A 24,031-nucleotide genomic window follows, 5' to 3' on the forward strand; every position below is an offset into this window, starting at 1 on the left:
GGGGGGCTAAGTTTCCTTAGCTAGCAGCCTTCAATCCCCAATCTCCAATCTCCAATCTCCAATCTACAATCCCCAATCCCCAATCCCCAATCCCCAATCTCCAATCCACAATCTACAATCTACAATCTACAATCAGCAAAGACCCATCTCTTGAAAAATCGTCATCCTCCCCCTCGACGGGGGAGGACCGAGGTGGGGGTGGCACCTCGGTCGAGCGCACATCCCACTCCTTACTCAACCCAAAGACGCTTTCACAAACCTAAAGCGAACTGTCAGGAGTGCCCCCAAACGCTAGACTGGAGGTTGACCGTAACTGCAGTTTCGGGTTCTCCCAGCTCCTCGCTCTTAGCTCCCAGCACTTATCTACTCCTTCAAGTCTTTCGTACTCACGCCTGACTGCATCGCCTGGAGCGCATTCCCGTCCGGGTCTTCAAAATCGAGAACGACCCCGCCGGGAATGTCGTGAAACTCATCCGCCACCCAAACGTCCGCATTCTGCAGCCGAGCCCTAAACGAAAGGATGTCGTCCACGCCCACCCCGATAATCCAGCCTTTGCCCCGAATCGCATAGGGCGCAGTTGATCCATCAAAAGGCGGATGCAACCCGATCTTGAGATCACCCAAACTAAAATCGCTCCAGTAAGGGCTCGTATATCCCGCCGACAAGCCCAAAACATCGCGATAGAAGCCAACCGCTCGATCCATATCGGACACCTGGCAGAGTAGAGTGCTAACAGAATTGACCATGGTACAAAACCCTTCGCCCCTCATTATGCGGCAGCGACAATCAAGCCGCAACCCAACAAAGCGTACAGTGCGCCGCATCGAAGTATCGACATGAAAGTAAGAACCAGCTCCGCAGAAAGCGTGCCGTACCTGATCGTATTCGCAGCCGCCTTTTCCATCATCGGTGCGTTTCAATTCGGCGGGGCCTACGCGATCTGGCTGATCTTTGCCGTGCCATACATTCTTGCCAGCTTCGCGTCTGCGTGGGGAATCTATCGTCAAGACCCTGCCGGATACGTGCTCCAATCGCTTCTCGGATTAGCTGGATTGGCAGTAGTGCTGCTTTTTCCGTCCTTCCCTCCAACGATATTCATCGTCCCTGTCAATATCTTGATTGCACCCTACTCAATCTATCTGCTGATCAAAACTCGACGCGATAAAAAAAGCTGAGCAGGCTTCTGCCTGCTCAGCTTCACAAACGATGATTGCAGCCTAACTGCCCGGATTAACCCGCTTCTCAAGCTCTTCAAGCTGCTTGTCGATCTCCGACATCGGCGCTTCTGGGGTTTGCTCAGCCGATGCCGTGCCGCCACCATCCGTCACCACAACCTGCTCTTCGCTTGCCTGAGTCGTCGATGCCTGGTTCATCCCTAGCCGCGCCTCCATCTTCTGAAGTTCGGCCTCGGCCTCCATATCCATCGACTGGTCCTCCATCTGCATGATCTTGCCCTGCAGACTGTTGGCCATCATCTCATTGCGCGCAGAAACCTCAGCCTGAGCCTCTTTGATCCTCTCGGAAGCTGCGCCAAATCCCTCAAACTGGTTCTCAAAAGTGAGCCCCTCAAGGGCCTTCGAAATAGAATTCTGAATCTGGGCTTGCTTCCACTGCGCCTTCAGAGCGAGGGCTTCCGCAGTCTTGCGGCGAACCTCTTCTTCTTGTCGCTTGATAGCAACCTTGACGTTCTGCACCGCTTCATCGGCTTGGGCATGACTCGCCTCAAGCTGACCAAGCACCACGTCATTGTTCGCCTTTTCACGGATGAATTGACGCGCAAGATCGCGGTTGCCCTGCTTCAAAGCAGTCTCGGCCTGACGCTCAAGCTGCGCGGATTTCTTCCTCGCTTCGTCGAGCATCCCAGCCAATCGGTTTCGCTGTGTTATGGCTTGGACAGCTTTTTCGCGGTTGGAGACCATCGCCTCCTGCATATCGCGCCGTGCCTGATCCAGCATCATATCTGGATCTTCTAGCTTGTCCATCCCGCGATTGAACAGCGCCTTGAGCCATCGGAAAAATCGTTTCATGTTCAGCCCACGAAGGTTTAACTTTAAGGGTACGGGAATTATTGCACATCGGGTTTCATCGGGCTCTGGAAAACAGGCATTTGTGCGAGAAACACGCCCGATACCGAGATTTCATGAGATTTTTCGCCTCAATCCGAACATCGCTGGGACAACAATAGTCAACAATACGTGAGCTGAGCATAGTGTCAATAAAACGACCCTATGTCCCCAAACCAGATGGCCGAGCGGGCAAATTAGTCCGCAAAACTAAAGGGGGCGGGTACAGTATCACACGGCGGCAGACATTCGGCGGCGTCTTCTTGTCTCTGTTTTTTGGGTGGCAATAGCCTCCAGACGGGCATGTGGTCCCGAATCTCCCCGCAATTTTGTGAGTTTATTTCGGCAGAGCTATGTTTGGCCTGCGGCTTGAAGGATACAGGTTATTAGCTTCTGACGGGGATGCAACTATGAAAATGAAAACGATTCTAACGGTTGGTGTAATGCTTGGCACAATGACGGCAGCAACGACGGCGTCTGCTGCTATTCAATTTGATTTCTCGGTACTCGCAACGGGCTCGACCCCGAGTGGTACTGCCCCATGGGCAACGCTGGTCGGCACCCAAAACGGATCGGACCGCGTCGACTTCACGTTCACCCACAATGCGAGTTCTACAGCAGGACAGTTCATCACACGACTGTATATGAACATCGCTCCGTTTCCCGGAAACCTGAACTTGACGCTGATCGGTTCTCCCCCGCAATACAGCAGCCATTCGTTCAGCCAAAACGGACATAACGATGCAAGCTCAAGCTTTGACTTCGAGATGCAGTTCGGCACGTCCAACGCAAACGGTGGTCTCGCCAGACTTGAGCCCGGCGAGTCGATGAGCTTCTTCATCACCGGAACTGGCCTCACCGAGAGCAGCTTCGACGTGATGTCGGCAGGCACAGCGCGTAAAGCGATGATCCACCTGCAAGGCATTCCTGGTGGACAATCGGGCAAACTGACGCCCGTACCGGAACCAACATCCATGGCTGTCCTCGGAATCGGCGCTCTGGCGCTGTTGCGACGCCGCAAGAAGCGCACTGGCTAAACCTGCAACCCCACCCTCAGTAGCAAAAAGAACGGGTCGGCTTCCTGGATTCCAGGAAGCCGACCCGTTCGTCTTTGTTAACTCGTCAAGCTGATCGGTCTAAAACCGCATCGTGTAGCTCATTTTGAACATCGCCTTCGAAGCGTAAGAACCGATCTCCACAAAGAACTCATCCTTGTGAGCATAGCGAAGAGCAAGGTTCATGTTCTTCGTGTCCCATTCGCCGATGCCGCTAAAGCCACGGTCGAACAGCAACTCCGCGCCACCAAAAGGCTTCTCGCTAAAGTATCCCGTGCCCGCGCCAGCATGAACGCGCAGACCAACAGCGCCTCGCTGCGCCGCAAAATCCGGCACATACACATCAGCCGATCCCACGAAATAAAACGTCTGGTTGATCGCATCAACCGCGTCCATTACTCCAACCCCAATCTCAAACCAGTCGAAATTGCTCGGGATAATGTGGACCTTCGCATTGGCGATCGATTTGTTCGACATCCCAACACGATCAACATAAGCGCCACCAACTTCGATGTCGCGCAAAATGCCGTAGTTAATGCTCCCCGCGCTGAAGTCCTTGGTCATGCCCACGCCCCAACCAAAGGCCTTGCTGTCGGTCGTGTAAGCCGTCGGGATGAAAATCAACCCCGTCGGCCCCCAAAGCGAGTTTGCTAACCGCAACGCTGTTCGCGTACCCTTGACCGTTTGCGGTGTGCCCGCTACATTTTCTAAGTTGGCTCCGACTTCGGGCAACTTATCGTTGTCTGCGGCAAAAGCGGTGGCTCCCACCAATGCAAATACCGTAAGAAATAGTGTTCTTTTACTCATAATGCCACATACATCCGTGTTAATTTAAGACGAACACGCTTAGGTGTTCGATTCAAGTCCGGGCGCTGTCAATTCAAGCCAGCTTCCCGCCTATCTCCGCGCTCCAAAAAAATAAATGGATGAACTGCAAAGGGTTAAGCCCCCGCAAAATTAGTGTAATTGTACCACATCGGAGCCTTCTTGAGCCCAAATTCAGCCCGATCAAAGAGGTCGAAAGCAGTCAAGCAAGTGCTATTACATCGGTAGCCCGGACCCCTAAACAGGCTTCAAGCTTTAGACCCTCACTCCCTACTCCCAGCTCCCAGCTCCCAGCCCACTCCAAGCTACTCCCTCTCGGCTCCAATCTCATAGCTCATCGCTCCCAGCTATCAATCAGGCCTATGACGGGTTCTCAAAAGCAGACCTCAGGGGTATAATCTCGCGGACTGCCAGTCGGACCAGACTGAGCCGAACTCAAGCTCTCGGAGGAACGTTTTTACATGCCAGGAACAGGCACCGTCGTGCAAGTATTGGGACCCGTTGTTGACTGCCGATTCGATACGGATCAACTCCCAGAAATTTTCAATGCCGTCAAGGTTGTGGATGCTTCGCGAAGCATCGACTTGACATGCGAAGTCGCGCAGCACCTTGGGGATGGAATCGTCCGATGCGTTGCCCTGTCCACCACGGATGGCCTCGTACGCGGTATGTCGGCATCCGATCTCGGTGTGCCCATCACCGTACCCGTCGGCGAAAAGACGCTGGGACGAGTTTTCAACCTACTCGGACAACCCATCGACAACCGTGGCGACCTCGTAGACACCCCGACTCTGCCGATCCACCGCGCTCCCCCGAGCTTCACCGATCAGAACGTTAAAGTTGAACTTCTGCAAACGGGACTCAAAGTTGTTGACCTCCTCTGCCCCTTCAACAAAGGCGGTAAGGTTGGACTCTTCGGCGGTGCGGGTCTCGGAAAGACCGTTCTCATCCAAGAGCTCATCCGAAACATCGCGGTTGAAGCCTCCGGCGTGTCGGTGTTTGCTGGCGTTGGCGAGCGCACCCGCGAAGGAAACGACCTCTGGCTGGAAATGCAGCACGCGAAGTTCACTGACAAAGACGGTTTGGAAAAGTCGGTTATCGACAAAACAGCGATGGTCTTTGGTCAGATGAACGAGCCGCCCGGAGCCCGTCTCCGCGTTGCTCTTACCGCTCTGACCATGGCCGAGTACTTCCGTGACGAAGTTGGACAGGACGTTCTTATCTTCGTAGACAACATCTTCCGATTCGTACAAGCCGGTTCCGAAGTCTCCGCGCTTCTCGGACGTATGCCCAGCGCCGTTGGCTACCAGCCCACACTGGCGACAGAAATGGGACTTCTGCAAGAGCGAATTACTTCCACCACAAAGGGTTCGGTCACGTCGGTTCAAGCAGTCTATGTTCCTGCCGACGACTCCTCCGACCCCGCTCCGGCAACAACCTTCTCTCACCTTGACGCATACGTCTACCTGGAGCGATCCATCGCTTCCAAGGGTCTCTACCCGGCGGTTGACCCGCTCGCGTCAACGTCCAAGAACCTCGATCCCAACATCGTTGGTGCCAAGCACTACGACGTTGCTCTCCGAGTTCAGCGAGTCCTCCAGCGATACAAAGAGCTGCAAGACATCATCGCGATTCTCGGTATCGACGAACTTTCCGACGATGACAAGCAGGTTGTAGCCCGTGCTCGAAAGATTGAGCGATTCCTTTCTCAGCCGAACTTCGTTGCCGAGCAGTTCACCGGTAACCCAGGCCGATACGTAACGGTCGAAGAAACGGTTGATGCCTTCCGATCGCTCGTAGACGGAGAGCTCGACGAATACCCAGAGCAGGCGTTCCTCTACTGTGGCGGCGTCGAAGAAGTGAAGGAGAAGGCAGCCAAGCTTCGCGCAATGGCGTAACCCCAGCCCTCCCCTCCCTCGTCAACGCCGAAGGCTTGATGAGGGAGGGGTTGGGGGAGGGAGAAAATTCAACCCATGGCAAAAGCATTCGATCTATCCGTAGTCGCACCCGACCGCTCAGTGGTCGAGGATCAAGCAGTCTCGGTCATCATTCCCGGTGCCGAAGGCTACTTCGGTGTCCAGGCCGGACACATCCCCATGATCGCCGCCCTCAAAGCCGGAGTCATGGAGTACACGATCCCCAGCGGATTACGGAGTTACATCTCCGTAGGTGGCGGATTCGCCGAAGTCGTCGGAACCAAGGTCACCATCCTCGCTGATGCAGCCGAGCGAGCCGACGAGATCGACATTCAGCGCGCCCAAGAAGCCCTTGAAAAGGCCCGACGAGCGCTCAAAGGCGAAGATAGCAGCATGACCTCAGAAGAGGCCACAGCCGCGCTCGACCGAGCCATGACTCGCGTCCGAGCAGCCAAGAACCAATAAGAACTCTCTGTCCAAAAGAAGACGGGCGATCCAAATATGGATCGCCCGTTTCAGTTTCAGGAGAACTCGGTTACAGCCCCGGACCTCGAGGTTTTAAGGCAAAGGCCAAATCGGATGTCAACGGAGCTTGACTAGAACCCGTAGGGTTCATACTCATCACCTCGCGGAATCCGTTAAGCTCGCGTGTAAAGAAGATCTTTGTCCCAGCTGCGTTATACGACGGCTCACCATCAAACTGTGAGGTATTCGTAAGCCTTGTCTGACTACCACCCGCCGCCGTCATCTTCATGATCTGCCCGTTCGGGTTGCCCCCTGGACCATAGTCGCGAACATAGGTGATCGACGCCCCATCGGGGCTCCAAGCCGGTTGATTCTCGTCCGACGAGTGGCTCGTCAGTTGGGTTATCCCCGTCCCATCGGCATTCATCACATAGATATCGTCGCTCGTACTGCCACCCACAAACACGATCTTCGTGCCATCCGGACTGTAGCGTCCCTGATAAGCGCCATCCGCAAGACTCGTGAGCTGAGTAAGTCCTGTCCCCGTCGCATTGATGCGATAGAGTTGCGGCAGCCCGTTCCGGTTCGATGTAAACAAGATCTTCGTTCCGTCAGGCGAAAAGCTCGGATCAAAGCTGTCAAAGGCTCCACCATCAAGCAGTGTTGCCGTGCCACCGGTCGCATCCACAAGATAAAGCGCTCGGAAGATGTCCGTCGCCACAAAAGCAACCTTCGAACCGTCGAAACTCAACGCCGCGTCGCTCGCATCAATCGTTCCCGTACTGATCTGTGAGCGTCCGGTGCCATTGTCGTTCATCTTATAGATGCCGTAAAAACCGCTAACGTCCGACGAAAAAACGAAGTATCCAGAAGCGCCACCCGTGCTGCCCGTCGTCGAGCCGGTCGTACTGCCTGTCGTTGAGCCAGTTGTTGAGCCCGTTGTCGAACCGGTTGTGGAGCCTGTGGTAGACGAAGTTCCCGTCGTCGAGGTCGTGCCGGTCGTAGCGCTGCTCCCCGTTGTCGCTGAGCTCCCCGTCGTTGCCGTACTGCCAGTAGTAGCGCCGCCCGTCGCACCGCCGGTGGCCGTCGCTGTCGTCGGTGCACTGCTGCCACCGCCACCGCCTCCGCAGCCAATAATCGCTGCACCAAGCACGAAAGCAAAGAATGCCACTGTGGGCTGCAAACGAATCCGCTTCCCTTTGAAAATAGTGTTCGAACCAAGCATTTCTACGGGAATTGTCGGCACAAATGCTCTTGGTCCTCACCGGTCCCTGGTCGTTCCACTTTGGGAGTGCGCGAATTTATTCGCGCTTTCAAAGAAGCGATTCATCGCTTCCCATCCCTCCACCGCTTGCGGTGGAGGGTCTCCTCCAATCTGCGGTTTTGCTTTGACGATTGACAGTTGAGTCTCTGCGAGCGAACCGCTTATGGTGGAAAGTCTCATCGGCAATTGCGGGAAAGACAACGCCCTCGAGAAGTGGCACCGAACTACCCCAACAACTCAACCCGCTCAGCAAGACTGCTGTAAAGCAACCCATCAGGGTCCAACTCCCGCTTCAAACCCCGGAACTTCGCCAAAACTTCCTCACCCAAATACGCCCTCACATCCGCTGGTCGCAAAGTGCTGTCCTTTGCAAAATAGAACCGCCCACCAGCCTGCAAAACGAGGTCATTCATCTTATGACAAAGCGCCTGGACCCTAGGCCAATTCTTCGCCGTCACCTTAAAATCCAAGGCCAAGGAGAATCCATCAACACCATGGGAAAGCAAAAAGTCATCCGGCTTATGCCGCTTCAACACCCCTAAGAAAGCCTCCATCTTGGCCTCCTGCATCAACCGCACCTGCTCGGCAAAGACACGCGGTGCATGCTCCTTGGGAACGAAGCTCTGATACTGGATAAACCCACCCGGCAAATACGCCCACCGCCAATTCGGCACATAGTCAAGCAGGAACGAAAACCCAACCAGACTCTCCGAAATCGGCTTCCCATTGCCCAACTTCTTCGAAGCCGCGTATTTCGCCCAGTTCAGCTTCCGCATCCCCCACCGACGGTTCAGCTTCTTCAAAAACCGCCACACCATCGACTTTGGCAAAAAACCCATCACCGTATCCGGCAAATCCTGATGGCTCTGCTTAAAGCTGCTCGGAAACTCAGAGCCTTCATCCTGATACCAGGCAACATGAACCAGCCCCCGCCCAGCCTTGGAACCTTTGGCAAAGCAGTCCACCCAGCTCACCATGTAGTCCGCCTTATCGTCAAACTCCAACAAGGTCGCAAACTGCTCATCCCAACCCGCGGCGCTGATCGGCAGCACCCGCAGATCCCCCGAATGCACCTTTTTCATCTGGAGCTTTACCCGAGTGATCACCCCCAACAACCCCGCCGAGCTGATCACCGCGAAAAACAGCTCGTCACCGTTCTTCACCGTGCGAAGTTCGCCCGTCGGCACCACCAAATCAAACTCCAAAACGTGATTCCCTATCGGCCCCACCGCAAACGCATTCTTCCCGTGAATATTCATCGCCAGCGCCCCCGCCAGCGTCGGATACATCGTCCCACTCACCACCGGAGGCCACCAGCCATCCTCCAACGTATGCCGCCAAAGCCCCTCGATCGTCACCCCCGCCTCAACCTCAATCACGCCCGACTCCGAATCCCACGACAGAATCCGATTCATCTTCGTGATATCAAGAACGAGAGCTTCTGGAAGAATCGAGGCATCCCCATAGCTCCGCCCCGCACCACGAAGCACCACCTTGCGCCCCGTCTCGGCAGCAAGATTGAAAACCTCCTGCACAGCCTCAACCGAGGTCGGACGAAAGACATATCCATCCGCCGCGCTGCCCATGCCGAACCCGGCAATCCGCGCAATCCGTTCTGGAGAGATGGGGAGAGAACTCATACTTTCAGCTTGTGGAAGATGCTGCTCGGGAAGTTGCGGATGATCGCAAAGATCACCTTATGCGAGAACTTCAAATAATGCTCGCCCGACTTCCGACTCTTTCTCAAAATCAACTCTGCCGCCCTGCGCGCAGTCATCGCGCCCTTCAAATGCAATGCTGCCGTCATCTCGGTCTCCGTCGGCCCCGGCTTGATCGTTACAACCTTCACGCCATACCGCGTCAGCCGGTTTCGCAAAGCCTCCATATAGGCTTTCAGAGCGGCCTTGGTCATGTTATAAACCGGCTGCCCTGCGCGGCCTCTCTCCCCGGCAACGCTCCCAATCGCCACAATCGTTCCCGACTTCGTGTTCTCAAACCGGATCGCCGCCTGGTTCAGCCATGCGACCGCACCAGTTAAGTTGACGTCGATCATCGCCTGATCTTTCGCAAAATCGTATTCGTGCCATGCCACTTCAGGCATCACACCCGAAGCGTAGATAATCATGTCCAGCCCACCAAGTTGCTTGGTAATCTCTTGAAATAGCGCCGGAATCTCATCGTAATGAGTGACGTCATGAGCGAACGCAAGCACCTTGCCATCGTAAGACTTTGCAAGCTCATCCAGCCGATCTTTCCGACGTGCAACGGCCGCAACCGTCGCCCCCTGCTCGGCAAGCAGCTTCACCAACTCTGCGCCGATCCCGGACGACGCCCCGACCACAATCACTTTCTTCGTTGAATCCATCAGCGCTCTATCAGCGGTATCTGTCCACCCGTAATCGCAAACACCGCGCTCACCAAAAACAGCAAAACACTGCCCAGCATATGCGGGTCCTTAAAGAGAACATCCGCGGGCTCCCCGCCCTCATCCTTCGAAAAAACCAACAGCACATAACGTGCAATCCCATAGAAAACGAAAAACGAGGTCAAAACGAGCCCGGAGTACTTCTTTGCCGTCGGACTCTCGATCGAATAGATTCCGTAACACATCGCCGCACCCGTCGCCGACATGATCACCAAGGCATCAAGAACCGACTTCGAATACCCCGCCAAACTCTCCCGGCTGTTCGTTCGATTCTCGCCCTGAACAATAAACTCGTTCCGACGCTTGGCAAAACCCAACATCAGCGCCAAAGCCCCCGTACAGAAAAGCAGCCACCCCGAGATCAACACCGAAATCGCCGCCGCTCCCAAGACTGCCCGCAAGATGAAGCCAGTGGCTATGCAGAACACGTCCGCTATCGGAGTCCGCTTCAAAAACGCATTGTAGGCGACCTGCAGCGCTAAGTAGGAAAGGATAATCACCACGCTCGTGGTGTTAATCGCACCCGCAAGCGCGATTCCTGCCCCAAGAGCCACAACCCCAATCCCTACAGCCAGTGCAGGAGACACCTTTCCAGACGCGATGGGCCGGTTCTTCTTGGTCGGATGCTCGCGATCCCGCTTCACATCCAGCAAATCGTTAAAGACGTAAATCGCTGAACTCGCCAAACACATCGCAGCAAACGCCATCAGCACCAAACGAACTGCATCTGGATCGTTGAACTTGCCCGTGAAGATGAAGGCGGCAAAGACGAGCAGGTTCTTGCTCCACTGCTTCGGTCTCAACAACGCAATAATCGCCATCTGTACTCTCTGTCAACGGCAATCTTCACGCCAATGACTTAAACGAAGCAACGTCCAAGACCCGCCAAAAGCTTCCCGGTAAGAATACCGGAGGGACAATCAAGCCATCAGAGATCAGTAATCAGTAATCGGCAATCAGCATTCGGCAATCGGCAATCGGCAATCTACAATCTACAATCCGCAATCTACAATCCCTACTGCCTCTGTGAGAAATCCTCCAAGCGCCCAACGCCCAACGCCCAACACCCAACACCTCCGCCGAATCTCCTTTGCGCTCTTTGCCCCATTGCGTGCTTTGCGTGACATTCCCGGTTTGATTTATGGACTTAGCTTCTGCCCCAACCACAAACCTTGTGCCCAGCATTCCACAATCTTCGTGACTTTGTGGTTCTTCGTGCCTTTGTGAGAAACTCCCCCAACGCCCAACACCCAACGCCCTTCCCCCAACGCCCAACGCCCAACGCCCAACACCCAACACCCAACGCCCAACACCCAAAAGGTATCCTTATCCAGGCCCAAAAGCCCCCAAACACTATGCGAGTTTTTGTCACCGGAGGCGCTGGATACATCGGTTCGGCCGTCACCGAACGTCTCATCGAATCCGGCCATCAGGCCGTCGTCTTCGATAACCTCCAAACCGGCAACCGCGCCGCCGTCCACCCGGAAGCCAAGTTCATCGAAGGGGACCTTCTCGACTCCGATAGCCTACAAAAAGCGGTGGCAGAGTCCCAAGCCGAAGCCGTCATCCACCTCGCCGCTGAAGCCCTCATCGACGAGTCCATCCGCAATCCCGGCCGCTTCTTCTCCGTCAACGTCACCGGCGGTCTCAACCTGCTTGAAGCGATGAGGAGCTGCAACATCGACAAGATCGTCTTCTCATCAACCGCTGCCGTCTACGGCGAGCCCAAACAGATTCCCATCACCGAGGACGACCCCCACGAGCCCGTCAACGCCTACGGCGAATCCAAGCTCCAATTCGAGCGGATCATGGCCTGGTATCGACGCTCATTTGGGCTCAACCACATCTCATTCCGATACTTCAACGCTTGCGGAGCTACCGAAAAATTCGGCGAATCGCGAGAAAAAGAGACCCACATCATCCCCCTTCTCTTCGAGGTCGCCCTCGGGCACCGGACCGGCTTCACCCTATTTGGAACCGACTACGACACCCCCGACGGCACCTGCATCCGCGACTACGTCCACGTCTACGACATCGCAAACGCCCACGTCCAAGCTCTCAATCAGATAGAACGCATCGGTGCCGGTGCTTACAACCTCGGAAGCGGCAAGGGCGACAGCAACCTCCAAGTCATCGAAGCCGTGCGCAAAGTCACCGGCAAAGAAGTCCCCTTCAAAAATGGCGACAGAAGACCCGGAGACCCCGCTCGACTCGTCGCTTCCAACGAAAAGGCCATCCGTGAACTAGGGTGGAGCCCCCGTTATACCGATCTTCACAGCATGGTTGAATCCGCGTGGAAGTGGCAGATGCAGCACCCAGGAGGCTATCGCGCATGATCATCTCACGCACCCCATTGCGCATTAGCTTTGCCGGAGGTGGCACCGATCTTCCTGCGTTCTACGAGCAAGAATGCGGCGCAGTGGTCAGCACTAGCATCAACCAGTACATCTACATCACGACGAACCGTAAATTCGACTCCCAAGTCCGTGCCAGCTACTCCATCACAGAGATCGTCGAAAACGCATCAAAGCTCCAGCACGAACTCATCCGCGAGTGCCTCAAACTCGTCGGCCTCGAAAAAGGCATCGAGATAACGTCCATCTCAGACATCCCCTCCCAAGGCACCGGACTCGGCTCCTCAAGCACCTACACCGTCGGACTGCTTAACGCTCTCTACGCCTACAAGGGCCTCCACGCAAGCCCCGACCGCCTCGCAAAAGAGGCCAGCCAAATCGAGATCGAAATCTGCGGAAAGCCCATCGGCAAGCAAGATCAATACGCCGCTGCTTTCGGTGGCCTGCGCTACTACCAGTTCAACCCTGACGGCACCGTTTTTAGCGACCCCATCATCTGCCAAGCCCGAACTCAAAAACAGCTTCAACAAAGGCTAATCATGCTCTACACCGGCATGACCCGCTCGGCAGACGACATCTTGCAAGTTCAAAGCAACAACACGAACTGCAAACCCGCCGCAAAAAAGACGCTCCAAAAGATGAAGCAGCAGGCCGAAGACATGCGCAAGGCCCTGCAATCCAACGACCTCGATGCCTTCGGAGAAATGCTAGACGAAGGATGGAGACTTAAACAGAGCCTTGCCGACGCCATATCCAACCCCCAAATTCAGGAATGGTATCAAACCGCCCGAAAGTACGGCGCCGTTGGTGGCAAAATCCTTGGCGCTGGAGGTGGTGGATTCCTTCTTCTCTACGCCCACCCCGAAAACCAAATCGCCATCTGCCAATCCATGCCCGATTTGCGGCCGGTTCGAGTACAGTTTGAGCCACAAGGCAGCAAGATCATCTTCGTCGAAGAAAGCCAGGCAGAACATCAATGAGCATCTATTCCAGCTACAAAGCAGAGTTGGGCCAGCATCTTGCGCGCCTTGATGAGGCTGCTCTCGAACGCCTCGCCCAAGCGATCCTTGCCGCCTTTCGCGAAGGAAAAACGATCTTCGTCGCTGGTAACGGCGGCAGTGCTGCAACCGCCATTCACATGGCTTGCGACTTCTGCAAGACAACGCTTGGCAAAGGCAAGACTCTGCCTAACAAGCGTCTCCGCTGCATCGCATTAGCCGAAAACCCCGCGCTCATGACGGCCTGGGGCAACGATGTCAGCTACGACGTGATCTTTGCCGAGCAATTGCGCAACCTCGCGCAACCGGGGGACCTTCTCATCAGTATCTCCGCAAGCGGAAACTCCCCAAACGTCGTCGAATGCCTCAAGGCCGCCATTGACCTTAAAGTCAAAACCTTCAGCCTGCTCGGCTTCCAAGGCGGGAAAGCCAAGAATCTCTCCGATGACAGCATCGTCGTCGAAAGCCAAGACTACGGCGTTATCGAAGATGCCCACAGCATCATCATGCACATGGTCACCGCTCGCCTCAAGCCGGAAATCTCGGGATAAGAGCATGGAAGCCGCCCAAAACAGCCTGCGTTATGCTTTGGTGCACGACTGGCTGGTCAATCACGCAGGCTCCGAAGAGGTCTTTCAACAAGTTCAAGAACTGTTTCCAGGGCACGTCTTCACCTCGATCCTAACGAAAGAGAAATTCCCCTGGATCGATCCCGAAAGCGCCACCGTTTCCTACATCGACAAGCTCCCGCTCGCCCACACCAAGCACTACATCTACGCCCCCTTGGCAAGCCTTGTCTATCCAAAATTCGACCTTGCCCAGTTCGACGTGGTGCTCAGCGATAGCCATTCCTTCGCCCACGGAGTCGTCAAACGCAAAGATGCCCTCCACATCAACTATTATCACAGTCCGGCCCGCTCCCTCTGGATGCCCGAGATAGACCCCCGTGCCCAAGGTGGCCTCAAGAGCAAACTCATCCCTTGGCTAAAAAAGCGCGACCTTGATTTCTCAAAGCGCCCCGACGTCATCTTCGCCAACTCACAAACCACCGCCAGCCGAATCGAAAAGTTCTATGGGAGAAAGGTTGATCGCGTGATCTACCCACCCTGCCGCATCGACAAGTTCCAAACCGTCACTCGAAGGAACGAGAGCGAAGGCTATCTGATGTGGGGGCGCATGGTCGAGTACAAGCGCATTGACCTCGCTATCGAAGTCGCAAAGCAGCGAGGATTCAAGCTGCACATCGTTGGCGGAGGCCCCCTCGAAGCCGAGCTAAAAGCACAAGCCGAAGGTATAGCGAACGTTCAGTTTCACGGAAAGCTCCCCGACGAGCAATTGCTCGACCTCATGGGCCAATGCCGAGGCGTTCTCTTCAACGCCTACGAAGACTTCGGAATCGTCCCCGTCGAGGCTCTCGCCGCCGGACTGCCGGTGGTGGCATTCGGGGTTGGCGGCGCCTCCGAATCCGTCACTCCCGAATGCGGAGTTCTATTCCACGAGCAAACCCCCGAAGCCCTCAGCCAGGCCATCGCCGAATTTGAAGCCAAAGAGTTCGACCACAAAACACTAGCCAGTCAAGCCCAAAAATTCGATGTGTCCGTCTTTCGCAAGGAGTACGCCGATGCCGTGCTTCAAGCTCAGGAACGCGCCGAACTGCGATGAGCGTCCACAATAGAACTATGGCGCGCAGGGCGGTATTTCTGGATCGGGACGGCGTTCTTGTCGAGAACCCGCCAAACTACGTCCAGTCCGAATCCGACATCGAATACTTCGAATCCGCCTTCGAAGCGTGCCGACTCCTGACCCAAGCCGGATTCCCTCAGATCATCATCACCAATCAATCGCTCGTCGGGCGTGGAATGATGGATTTCAAAGAGATCGAGCGGCTGAACAACGTCATCGTGGACCGCTTCAACCAAGCCGGAGCAAACATTATCCACGCCTACATTTGCCCCCACGCCCCCGACGACGGATGTGATTGCCGCAAGCCCAGCCCCGGCAATCTCTATCAGGCCGCAAAGCAATATGACCTCGATCTGCCCCAATCCTTCATGATCGGAGACGCCGTCACCGACCTCAAAGCCGGAATCGCTGCCGGAGCGACTCCCATCCTAGTCCGAACGGGCAGAGGCCTCCCCCAAGAGGAACTGCTTCATCAAGAGCCCGAACTTCAGGCTCTTGTCGTGGATGACCTACTCCAGGCCGTCAAGCACATCCTCAGCCACAGCCACACCCCAACGGGAGGCCGAGATTGACCCGCCCACTCGTCAGCATCGATGTCCGAATGCTCGGCTCAGGAATCGGGAGCTACATCCGCACGATCATGCCCCGACTTATCGACAACTGCCCCGACGTCGACTTCGTACTCCTCGGCCCCCAAATCTATCTCGTCGAGATATTCGGTGAACGACCTAACGTTCGCTATATCGATACAAGCATCCCCCGCTACTCCCTCGCCGAGCAGCGAGACTTGCCAAAGATCATCCCCCCAGAAACCGCCCTTCACTGGACTCCACACTTCAACATCCCCGTCTTTAGCAAAAAGCCACAGCTCACAACCATTCACGATGTGCTGTTTCTTGCCCATCCTGAGTGGTTTCCTGGAAGCTTCCGACTGATGATCACGAAAGCGCTGTTCAAGGCCGCTCTGCGCCGTTCAGAGCGCATCATGGCGGTCTCAGAGTTCACGAAGTCCGAGATCGCCCGACTACTGAAGCCGGACATGAGCAAAGTCCATGTCGTGCACAACGGCATCGACCTCACCGACAATGCCTTCACTGCCGAGCCTCTGCCAACCGACAAACCCTTCATTTTCTCGATGGGCAACGTCAAACCGCACAAAAACTTCGCAACTCTCATCCTCGCCTTCGCGCAAATCCAGGATCATATTCCGCACGACCTGCTCATCGCCGGACAGATCGACGACCTCATCACCGAGGACATTGCCCTCCAACAAGCCGTTGCCAAAGGTGGAGATCGCGTCAAGATGCTCGGCTACGTCTCAACGAACACCCTTCACAACCTCTACTCTCACGCCGAACTCTGCGTCTTCCCATCGCTCTACGAAGGCTTCGGATACGGCCCGCTGGAATCGATGCTCTTCAACACTCCGGCCCTTTCCTCCGACATCCCGGCAGCACGAGAGGTCTGTGGATCGGCGGTTCAATACTTCGATCCACACAGCGTGGAGCATCTTGCCAAAAGCATCGCCGATCTCCTCAACGACAAAGCCCGTTCATCAAATCTTCGAGAAGTGGGCCTTGAGCAGATACGCAAATTCCCCATCGAACAAACCGTTGCCCAAACCGAGTCTCACGTCAGAGAACTCCTGAATTGTCCAAAACGTTAAACCTAGCTTAATCCTGGTACAGACCGAAGGGTAGGCCAGCTTGCTTTAAGGGTGTCTCGCACGGCACAATTCAAGGAAGCCATTGGGCGGCATCGAATCGGCAATAGGCGATTCGGTATGAGAATTGCGGGCGGCATAAGTTACTTCCACATTGGGGAGTGGATCGCCTGTATATCGGACCAGAAATGAGTGAAAGGGTAGGAACGCAAGAGCAGTTGCGGTGGGATCACACCGCTACAATTGACGTGAAGGAGATCGCCGACCGTCGCAACGCAAAAACCCGCGAAAGGCGGTTGCTCGTGGCGTTACTCGTCGCCGCAGACGCGGTAGCAACCCTCTCCGCGTTCTTCTTCGTGCTCTGGCCTGCTCTCCTCGAATCCACCTCTTCTGCCACCTCACACCCGCTCACCGACACCTTCAGCGCGTGTGGCGTAGTCGGTGGACTGCTGCTCGTTCGCCTCACGCTTGGCCTGTACCTTCCCGCAAACGTGCTTTCCGGCTCAAACGAATACGAAAGGTCGTTCCTAGCATCCTCGCTCGGCACACTTGCGCTCGTCTTCGCCGGTGGACTCGTCCCAACCTTTGCCCTCTCCGGCAATCAACCACTTCTCTTTTGGGCTTGGCTCACCTTCGCGTCGATGATCGGCAGATTTGTTGTCCGACGCGTCGTCTATCTTCTCCGAAAGCGAGGAGTTTTCGTCGAAAGGGTCCTCATCGTCGGCGCGAATCGCGAAGGAATCGCCATCGGCACTCAGCTAGCCCAGGCAAAAGCCGCTGGCGCAAGAATTGTCGGCTTCCTCGACGAGGTTGCCTCCAGCCCATCCGAACCCATGCCCGGCGCACCACTTCTCGGAAGGGCTCACGACCTCCGGCATGTCGTCGAAACCCAACGGATCGACTCTGTGGTCATCGCCGACCCTGCCCAATTCAAAGAGTGCCTCGCCGCCGACCGCGACACGATGCGAATCCTCAACGACACCGAACTCCAGATGACACCCGGATTCTTCGAGGTATTCACCACCGGCATCCGCATCCGCGAGGATGGTTTTGTCCCCCTCATCGCCCTCAACAAAGCTCGCATCAGCGGCATCCACCGAATCTTCAAGAGCACCCTCGACCGCCTTTGCAGCGCCCTCCTACTTCTCATCCTGTTGCCCCTCTTCTTGCTGCTGATGCTCCTCATCAAGCTCGGTTCAAAGGGACCTGCCATGTACCGACGACGAGTCGTCGGGCTCGGACGCCAAGAATTCGACGCATTCAAGTTCCGCACGATGGTGATGAACGGAAACGACATCCTTACCGAAGAACAGAAGCTCGAACTGAAGGACTACGGCAAGCTGAAAGACGACCCCCGAATCACCAAGATCGGGATGTTCATCCGCAAATACAGCCTCGACGAGCTACCCCAACTCCTCAATGTCCTGCGCGGCGAAATGAGCCTGGTCGGACCACGTATGCTCACCTACCCCGAGCTCGAAAAGTTCGGCGAATGGGAGCACAGCCTGCTCACCGTCAAACCCGGCATGACGGGACTCTGGCAAGTCAGCGGTCGAAGCGACCTCACTTACGACGACCGCGTGAAGCTGGACATGTACTACATCCGCAACTACACGATCTGGCTGGACATCGACATCCTCATCCGCACCATTCCCGCAATGATCTCCGGCCGCGGCGCCTACTAAGGCGAGGCTAACATCGGCTGGAATGAGTTCTGACCGGGAAGCCACCGCTCCGCCGTCGCCACGCTCCGATCCCTCCATAACTGCTGTTATGGAAGGTTCTAAATCTGAGTCCGCACAAGCTCATATAGCGCCACCCCTCCCTGCTCCACTCATCCCTCATCATTCATCGTTCATCGTTCATCGTTTCATGGCTCCCCCGAACGCCCCCTCCCCCTCCACCCCCCACGAGTACAATATCCATATGTGCGGGATCGCCGGATACACAGGACCAAAACAGGCCATCGACATCGTTTTCGACCAGTTGAAAAGGCTCGAGTATCGCGGCTACGATAGCGCCGGAATCGCTTACCTCGACAAAGGCTCAATCTCCGTTCTCAAGCGCGCCGGAAAACTCAAAGAGCTGGGCAAGCTCATGGAGAACGGAGTCCCCGACACCCACATGGCTATAGCCCACTCGCGATGGGCCACCCACGGCGCCCCCAACGACGAGAACGCCCACCCCCACTTCGACCAATTCGAGCAGATCTCCATCATCCACAACGGCATCATCGAGAACTATCTCGAACTTCGTGAGGAGCTGGTCATTGAAGGCCACACCTTCAAGTCCGAGACGGACACTGAAATCGCCGCCCACGTCATCGGTCAAGAGTACGCCAAGACGAAGGTGTTGGAAGACGCCGTAAGAAACGCCGTTAAACGCCTCCGAGGAGCCTATGCCCTCGTCGTCATATCCAAGGCCGAGCCCGACAAAATCGTCGCCGCCCGCAACGCCAGCCCAATCGTCCTCGGATTCGGCGACGGCGAAAACATGCTCGCCAGCGACATCCCAGCGCTCCTCCCTTACACCCGCAAAGTCGCCATCCTCGAAGATGAGCGTATAGCGGTCATTACACCCTCATTAATTCGTATTCTCGACTTCGACGGCAAAGAATTACGCGTCGAGGCCATGCACATCGACTGGGATATCGAAGCCGCAGAAAAGGGTGGTTACGAGCACTTTATGCTCAAAGAGATTCACGAGCAGCCCAACGTCATCCGCCAATGCCTCGCCGGTCGCATAGACGACAGCAGCCACATCCGCTTCGAAAGCGTCTTTTCCGAGCATGTCTGGAACGAGATCGACCGCATCAACATCATCGCCTGCGGCACAGCCTACAACGCAGGACTGATGGGCAAGCACATGTTTGAGAAGCTCCTCAGACTCCCAACCGACGTCTTCTATTCCAGCGAATTCCGATACGGCGACCCCGTCCTCTCCCCGAAATCGCTCGCCGTCTTCATCAGCCAATCCGGAGAAACCGCCGACAGCCTCGCCGCCCTTCGGCTCTGTAAGCAGCGCCGCATCAGAACCCTCGGCATCGTCAACGTCATGGGCTCCAGCATCGCCCGAGAATGCGACCGCACCATATTCACCCAAGCCGGGCCAGAAATCTCCGTCGCCAGCACCAAGGCCTACACCGCCCAAGTGCTGGTCCTGACCATGCTCAGCCTCTACATCGCCCAACTTCAAGAGATGCCTGGCGTGAGAGTTGCCGACTGTGCCCAGATGCTTCGCAATCTCCCCACCTTGGCGGAAGAGGTACTCAAGCTGGAGGACGAGGTCATCCAAATCGCCGAGAAAATCCAAGACACCAAGCTGTTCTTTTTCCTCGGACGCGGCGCAGACGCCTATCTTTCCCTCGAAGCTGCCCTCAAGATGAAGGAGATCGCCTACGTGCCCACCCAAGAGTGCCCCGCAGGCGAGATGAAGCACGGACCACTTGCCCTCGTCGAACCCCAAGTGGTAGGCGTCTTCGGAGCAACCGACCCCGCCCTTCGCGAAAAGACAACCAGCAGCATTAAGGAGTTTCACGCCCGCTCGGGAACCATCGTTGCCATCACCACCGAAGGCGATACCATCATTCCCAAAAACGCCGAGCACGTCCTGCGTGTCCCAGATACCAACTTCGACTTCCTCAACTCGCTGCTCACCATCATCCCTCTCCAACTGCTCGCCTATCACGTGGCGCGCTTAAGGGGATGCGAGATCGACCAACCGAGGAATCTCGCCAAATCGGTTACCGTTGAATAGAATTGAAGAGGTCGCTTAGCCCCTCCTCAAGCCGGATCGAACTCGTAAAGCCGATCCGCTCACGTGCAAGCGAGGGGTCAGAGCAGGAGTGCCGGATGTCGCCCTGACGCCCCGGCTCATGCAAAACCTCACTGCGTTTGCCCGTGACGTGAAAAATCGTATCGGCAAGCTCAAGCAGGGTCACGCTGTCGCCCGTCCCAATGTTAATGCTCTCTCCATCCCCGCTCTTGCCTTCAAAAGCAAGCATATTCGCCCGCGCAATATCCCGAACATTGACAAAGTCGCGCGTCTGTCCACCGTCGCCATAAATGGTGAGCGGCTTGCCCACCAAGACCTTGCGCACAAAGATGCTGATGACACCCGAGTAAGGGCTGCTGGGATCTTGCCGAGGCCCGTAAACATTGAAGTACCGAAGAGACACCGCGCTCAGGCCCTTCGCCCGAACGTAACTCCGAATCAACCCCTCACCATAGAGCTTCTGCGCCCCATAAGGCGAAATCGGCGCCAAGGTAGCCCCCTCACGAACGGGTTGCTCCACATCCTCCCCATAAACCGCCGCTGTCGAGGAAAAGATCAACTTTGCACCGTGTTCAGCGCAGGCCTCCACAACATTCAGCGTCCCCGTCGCGTTCACGTCATGAATGTCATAGGGCTCCAAAAACGACCGCTGCACACTCACGGCCGCCGCCAGATGAAAAACCCCTTTGCAGCCACTCACCGCCTGACTCATCAGTTCTCGATCCAGGATCGAGCCACCAATCCACTCAATGTCGCTGGCAACCTGCGCCAGGTTCTCCTTGCGTCCCGACGACAAGTCGTCCAGCACCCGCACCCGGTAGCCCGCGCTCACCAAGCTCTCGGCAAGATGGCCGCCGATAAACCCGGCCCCGCCAAGAACCAGCACCCGACCCTTATCAGCCACGAGAGCCCTTCTCGGAGATGCCGACCGCGAAGAACCGCAAGCCCGCCCCCTCCACCGTCGCTCGGGAATAGATCCGCCGCCCATCGAACAACAGATCACCCCGCATAGACTGCCTCACACGCTTCAAATCAAGCTGCTTAAATTCATTCCACTCGGTGACCAAGACAATCGCATCCGCCCCCTCCGCCGCCTCATACGCGCCACCTGTATAAACGATGTCGGGGCAGACCTCCTTCACGTTATCCATCGCCACCGGATCGTAAGCCCGCACCGTCCCGCCCGCCTTGGTGATTCGGTCAATCATCACCAAAGACTTCGCATCGCGAATATCGTCGGTATTGGGCTTAAACGCTAGCCCCCAAAGGCAGACCGTTTTGCCCTCAAAGCCCCCAAGAGCCTGCTCAAGCCGACCGATGAAATGGAAGGTCTGATCCTCATTGACTTCCCACACCTCACGCAAAAGCCCAAAATCGTAACCCAGCGCCTCGCCCGACTTGATTAGCCCCAAAACGTCCTTCGGGAAACAGCTCCCTCCCCAACCCAAGCCTGCCTGCAAGAACTGATTGCCAATACGAGTATCGAGCCCCATCCCCTTAGCGATATCGCCCACGTTCGCGTCGGCAAGCTCGCAAATCCGGCTCATCGCGTTGATAAAGCTAATCTTCATCGCCAGAAACGAATTGCTCGCGTACTTGATCAGCTCCGCCGTGTTCAAATCGGTCACCACAAACGGCGCATCCAGCGGCGCGTAAAGCTCCTGAAGCTTCTTCGCTGCTTCAGGATGCTTGGTCCCAATCACAACTCGGTCAGGATGCAGCGTGTCATGAATCGCCGAACCTTCACGCAAGAACTCAGGATTGCTCACAACGTCGAACAACTCTTTCGCTGCGCCCTGCTGCAAAATAATCTGCTCGACCATGTCGCCGCTTCCCACCGGAACAGTCGACTTATTGACGACGATCGTATAGCGGTTTATCGCCCTGCCGATCTCCCCTGCAACCAACTTGACCGTGGACATGTCTGGATTGCCGTCCGGCAACGCCGGAGTACCAACCGCAATAAACACGACCTCACTCGCCTTCGTCGCCTCAGAGATCGAGTCGGTAAACGTCAGCTTTTCTTCGTTAATAGTCCGACGAAGAATCTCCTCAATTCCAGGCTCATAAATCGGCGAAATAGCCTGTCGAAGTTTAGAGAGTTTTTCTAGGTCGTTATCGACGCAAATCACATCGTTGCCAAGGTCGGCAAGAACAACCCCTGTGACCAACCCGACGTACCCAGTCCCCACCACGGCAATGCGCATGGCTTTGAATGTACCCCCGCGCCGCAAAGGACTGCGGAGCAAAGCCGAATCCAGGACCTACCCCGTCCCTATCTCTTGGGACTCCATAATCGAGGGTACGGATGAGAATAGTCATCGTCAGCGACTATGCGCATATCAACGGGGGCGCGGCCAAGGTCGCTCTCTCCTCGGCGGTAGCCCTCGCCGACGCTGGACACGATATCCACGTCTTTAGCGCCGTCGCTCCCATCGAACAAACTCTTCTCAACCACCAACGCATCAAAGTCACCTGCCTCGAAATCCCCAAGTTCAACTCCCTAAGCGGTAAGGCTGCCTTAAAAGCTGGAACCTGGAACCCCGAAGCTGCCGAAGCCTTCGGCGAGGCGCTTGCAGCCTGCAACCCCCACGAAACCATCGTACACGCCCACCAAATACGCGACGCACTCACCCCCGCCGTAGTCCGCAAAGCAATCGACCTCAGATTCCCCACCATTTTCACAAGCCACGACTACAGCCTCGGCTGCCCCTATGGCGGCTTCCTCGATGTCCCAACATCCACCATCTGCACCCGAAAAGGCATGTCCCTCTCGTGCATTACCGCCAAGTGCAACGATTCGGGAAGGATCAAAAAGGCCGCCATCCTCTACAAACACGCCATCCAACAAGGGCGCGGCAAGATGCCGAAAGGGTTGGACGCCGTTCTATTCGTCAGCGAATTCAGCAAGCGGGTGCTTTCCCCCTATGTCGAAGGCGTCGGCTTAAAAGCCGTCATCCCCAACCCAATCGACGTCATCAAATCCGAACCCGCCGAAATCAAGAGCGAAAACCCCTACCTCTACATTGGTGTCCTAAACTCCGGCAAGGACCCGATCACCGCCGCCAAAGCCGCCAAGCTCGCGGGCATAAAGATAGCCTTCATCGGCGACGGTCCCCTCCTCGATACTCTCCGCACAGACCATCCCGAGGCAGAGGTACTGGGCTGGCTCAGCGCCGACGAAGTCCAAAACAAGCTCCGTCATTCACGCGGACTGATCTTCCCCTCTTTGCTCCTCGAAACCCAAGGCATGGCGGCCTATGAAGCCCTCGCAAACGGCATCCCCATCATCTGCTCGGACGTAACCGCCGCCTCCGAAGCTACCAAGGTAAGCGGAGGAGGCGTTCTCTTTAAGGCTGGAGACGCCGAGGATTTGGCCCAGAAGTTGCGAGATTATGAAGATATCGACCGAGCCAAACAGGACGGCAGGAGTGGGTACGATTGGTTCTGGGCCGACCCGCCCACGATGGACAAGCACCTGCAACGCCTGATAGAAGTCTACGAATCGGTGCTCGCCACCAAGCGCACCTCCAGTTAACTCACCA

General features: G+C 56.1%; 22 protein-coding genes. 13 read left to right on the forward strand and 9 right to left on the reverse strand.

Annotated features, from left to right (window positions below):
- Nucleotides 1-363: 363 nt before the first annotated feature.
- Nucleotides 364-705 carry a VOC family protein gene (locus KF784_02860; protein MBX3117977.1) on the reverse strand — a complete coding sequence of 114 codons (342 nt, stop codon included), beginning with the start codon at nt 703-705 and terminating at the stop codon, nt 364-366.
- Nucleotides 706-837: 132 nt separating this feature from the next.
- Here KF784_02860 and KF784_02865 point away from each other — a divergent pair, with 132 nt between their 5' ends.
- The gene (locus tag KF784_02865; GenBank protein ID MBX3117978.1) at nt 838-1,176 is read left to right on the forward strand and encodes a hypothetical protein; all 339 of its coding nucleotides are present in this window, start codon (nt 838-840) and stop codon (nt 1,174-1,176) included.
- A gap of 42 nt (nt 1,177-1,218) precedes the next feature.
- Here KF784_02865 and KF784_02870 read toward each other — a convergent pair whose 3' ends face one another.
- Nucleotides 1,219-2,028, reverse strand: a complete 810-nt coding sequence (locus KF784_02870) for a PspA/IM30 family protein (protein ID MBX3117979.1) — start codon at nt 2,026-2,028, stop codon at nt 1,219-1,221.
- A 446-nt stretch (nt 2,029-2,474) separates the two neighbouring features.
- Between KF784_02870 and KF784_02875 the strand changes: the two genes are divergently transcribed.
- Entirely contained in the window at nt 2,475-3,101 is a 627-nt protein-coding gene (locus tag KF784_02875; GenBank protein MBX3117980.1) for a PEP-CTERM sorting domain-containing protein, read from the forward strand.
- 99 nt (nt 3,102-3,200) lie between these two features.
- Here the strand turns inward: KF784_02875 and KF784_02880 are convergent, their stop codons facing one another.
- Nucleotides 3,201-3,926 (reverse strand): hypothetical protein, encoded by a 726-nt coding sequence (locus tag KF784_02880; protein ID MBX3117981.1) that lies wholly within the window; start codon nt 3,924-3,926, stop codon nt 3,201-3,203.
- A gap of 479 nt (nt 3,927-4,405) precedes the next feature.
- On the opposite strand from KF784_02880, the gene atpD reads away from it, so the two are divergent.
- Together atpD and KF784_02890 are read left to right on the forward strand one after the other, a co-directional pair.
- The gene (gene atpD, locus KF784_02885) at nt 4,406-5,842 is read left to right on the forward strand and encodes a F0F1 ATP synthase subunit beta (GenBank protein ID MBX3117982.1); all 1,437 of its coding nucleotides are present in this window, start codon (nt 4,406-4,408) and stop codon (nt 5,840-5,842) included.
- 75 nt (nt 5,843-5,917) lie between these two features.
- Nucleotides 5,918-6,325, forward strand: coding sequence for a F0F1 ATP synthase subunit epsilon (locus KF784_02890; protein ID MBX3117983.1), 408 nt, complete (start codon nt 5,918-5,920; stop codon nt 6,323-6,325).
- A 70-nt stretch (nt 6,326-6,395) separates the two neighbouring features.
- Here KF784_02890 and KF784_02895 read toward each other — a convergent pair whose 3' ends face one another.
- The 4 genes from KF784_02895 to KF784_02910 form a co-directional block, all read right to left on the reverse strand.
- Entirely contained in the window at nt 6,396-7,550 is a 1,155-nt protein-coding gene (locus KF784_02895) for a PD40 domain-containing protein (protein ID MBX3117984.1), read from the reverse strand.
- Nucleotides 7,551-7,813: 263 nt separating this feature from the next.
- Entirely contained in the window at nt 7,814-9,229 is a 1,416-nt protein-coding gene (locus KF784_02900; GenBank protein ID MBX3117985.1) for an FAD-binding oxidoreductase, read from the reverse strand.
- Nucleotides 9,226-9,954 carry an SDR family NAD(P)-dependent oxidoreductase gene (locus tag KF784_02905; protein ID MBX3117986.1) on the reverse strand — a complete coding sequence of 243 codons (729 nt, stop codon included), beginning with the start codon at nt 9,952-9,954 and terminating at the stop codon, nt 9,226-9,228. Before KF784_02905 ends, KF784_02900 begins: the two co-directional genes overlap by 4 nt.
- Nucleotides 9,954-10,835 (reverse strand): decaprenyl-phosphate phosphoribosyltransferase, encoded by an 882-nt coding sequence (locus KF784_02910; GenBank protein ID MBX3117987.1) that lies wholly within the window; start codon nt 10,833-10,835, stop codon nt 9,954-9,956. Before KF784_02910 ends, KF784_02905 begins: the two co-directional genes overlap by 1 nt.
- Nucleotides 10,836-11,369: 534 nt before the next feature.
- Here KF784_02910 and galE point away from each other — a divergent pair.
- The 8 genes from galE to glmS all read left to right on the forward strand — a co-directional run bounded on the left by galE (nt 11,370) and on the right by glmS (nt 20,468).
- Nucleotides 11,370-12,350, forward strand: a complete 981-nt coding sequence (gene galE, locus KF784_02915) for a UDP-glucose 4-epimerase GalE (GenBank protein MBX3117988.1) — start codon at nt 11,370-11,372, stop codon at nt 12,348-12,350.
- Complete coding sequence (locus tag KF784_02920) at nt 12,347-13,348, forward strand: hypothetical protein (GenBank protein ID MBX3117989.1); 1,002 nt, start codon at nt 12,347-12,349, stop codon at nt 13,346-13,348. Before galE ends, KF784_02920 begins: the two co-directional genes overlap by 4 nt.
- Nucleotides 13,345-13,917, forward strand: coding sequence for an SIS domain-containing protein (locus KF784_02925; protein ID MBX3117990.1), 573 nt, complete (start codon nt 13,345-13,347; stop codon nt 13,915-13,917). The genes KF784_02920 and KF784_02925 overlap by 4 nt, the downstream gene beginning before the upstream one ends.
- A 4-nt stretch (nt 13,918-13,921) precedes the next feature.
- Nucleotides 13,922-15,028 carry a glycosyltransferase gene (locus KF784_02930; GenBank protein ID MBX3117991.1) on the forward strand — a complete coding sequence of 369 codons (1,107 nt, stop codon included), beginning with the start codon at nt 13,922-13,924 and terminating at the stop codon, nt 15,026-15,028.
- A 17-nt stretch (nt 15,029-15,045) separates the two neighbouring features.
- Nucleotides 15,046-15,621: an HAD-IIIA family hydrolase gene (locus KF784_02935; GenBank protein MBX3117992.1), complete on the forward strand. Its 576-nt coding sequence runs from the start codon at nt 15,046-15,048 to the stop codon at nt 15,619-15,621.
- On the forward strand, nt 15,618-16,715 hold the full coding sequence (locus tag KF784_02940; GenBank protein ID MBX3117993.1) for a glycosyltransferase family 4 protein: 1,098 nt from the start codon (nt 15,618-15,620) through the stop codon (nt 16,713-16,715). Before KF784_02935 ends, KF784_02940 begins: the two co-directional genes overlap by 4 nt.
- Before the next feature lie 185 nt (nt 16,716-16,900).
- Nucleotides 16,901-18,397 (forward strand): sugar transferase, encoded by a 1,497-nt coding sequence (locus KF784_02945; GenBank protein MBX3117994.1) that lies wholly within the window; start codon nt 16,901-16,903, stop codon nt 18,395-18,397.
- Nucleotides 18,398-18,584: 187 nt separating this feature from the next.
- On the forward strand, nt 18,585-20,468 hold the full coding sequence (gene glmS / locus KF784_02950) for a glutamine--fructose-6-phosphate transaminase (isomerizing) (protein ID MBX3117995.1): 1,884 nt from the start codon (nt 18,585-18,587) through the stop codon (nt 20,466-20,468).
- Here the strand turns inward: glmS and KF784_02955 are convergent.
- A complete protein-coding gene (locus KF784_02955) occupies nt 20,455-21,390 on the reverse strand; it encodes an NAD-dependent epimerase/dehydratase family protein (protein ID MBX3117996.1) in 936 nt (311 codons plus the stop codon). The two genes, glmS and KF784_02955, sit on opposite strands and share 14 nt — an antisense overlap.
- Nucleotides 21,383-22,693 (reverse strand): UDP-glucose/GDP-mannose dehydrogenase family protein, encoded by a 1,311-nt coding sequence (locus KF784_02960; protein MBX3117997.1) that lies wholly within the window; start codon nt 22,691-22,693, stop codon nt 21,383-21,385. The genes KF784_02955 and KF784_02960 overlap by 8 nt, the downstream gene beginning before the upstream one ends.
- A gap of 101 nt (nt 22,694-22,794) precedes the next feature.
- Here KF784_02960 and KF784_02965 point away from each other — a divergent pair, with 101 nt between their 5' ends.
- Nucleotides 22,795-24,024, forward strand: a complete 1,230-nt coding sequence (locus KF784_02965; protein ID MBX3117998.1) for a glycosyltransferase family 4 protein — start codon at nt 22,795-22,797, stop codon at nt 24,022-24,024.
- Nucleotides 24,025-24,031: the final 7 nt, after the last annotated feature.

Source organism: Fimbriimonadaceae bacterium, from assembly GCA_019638775.1.
GTDB lineage: Bacteria > Armatimonadota > Fimbriimonadia > Fimbriimonadales > Fimbriimonadaceae > JAHBTD01.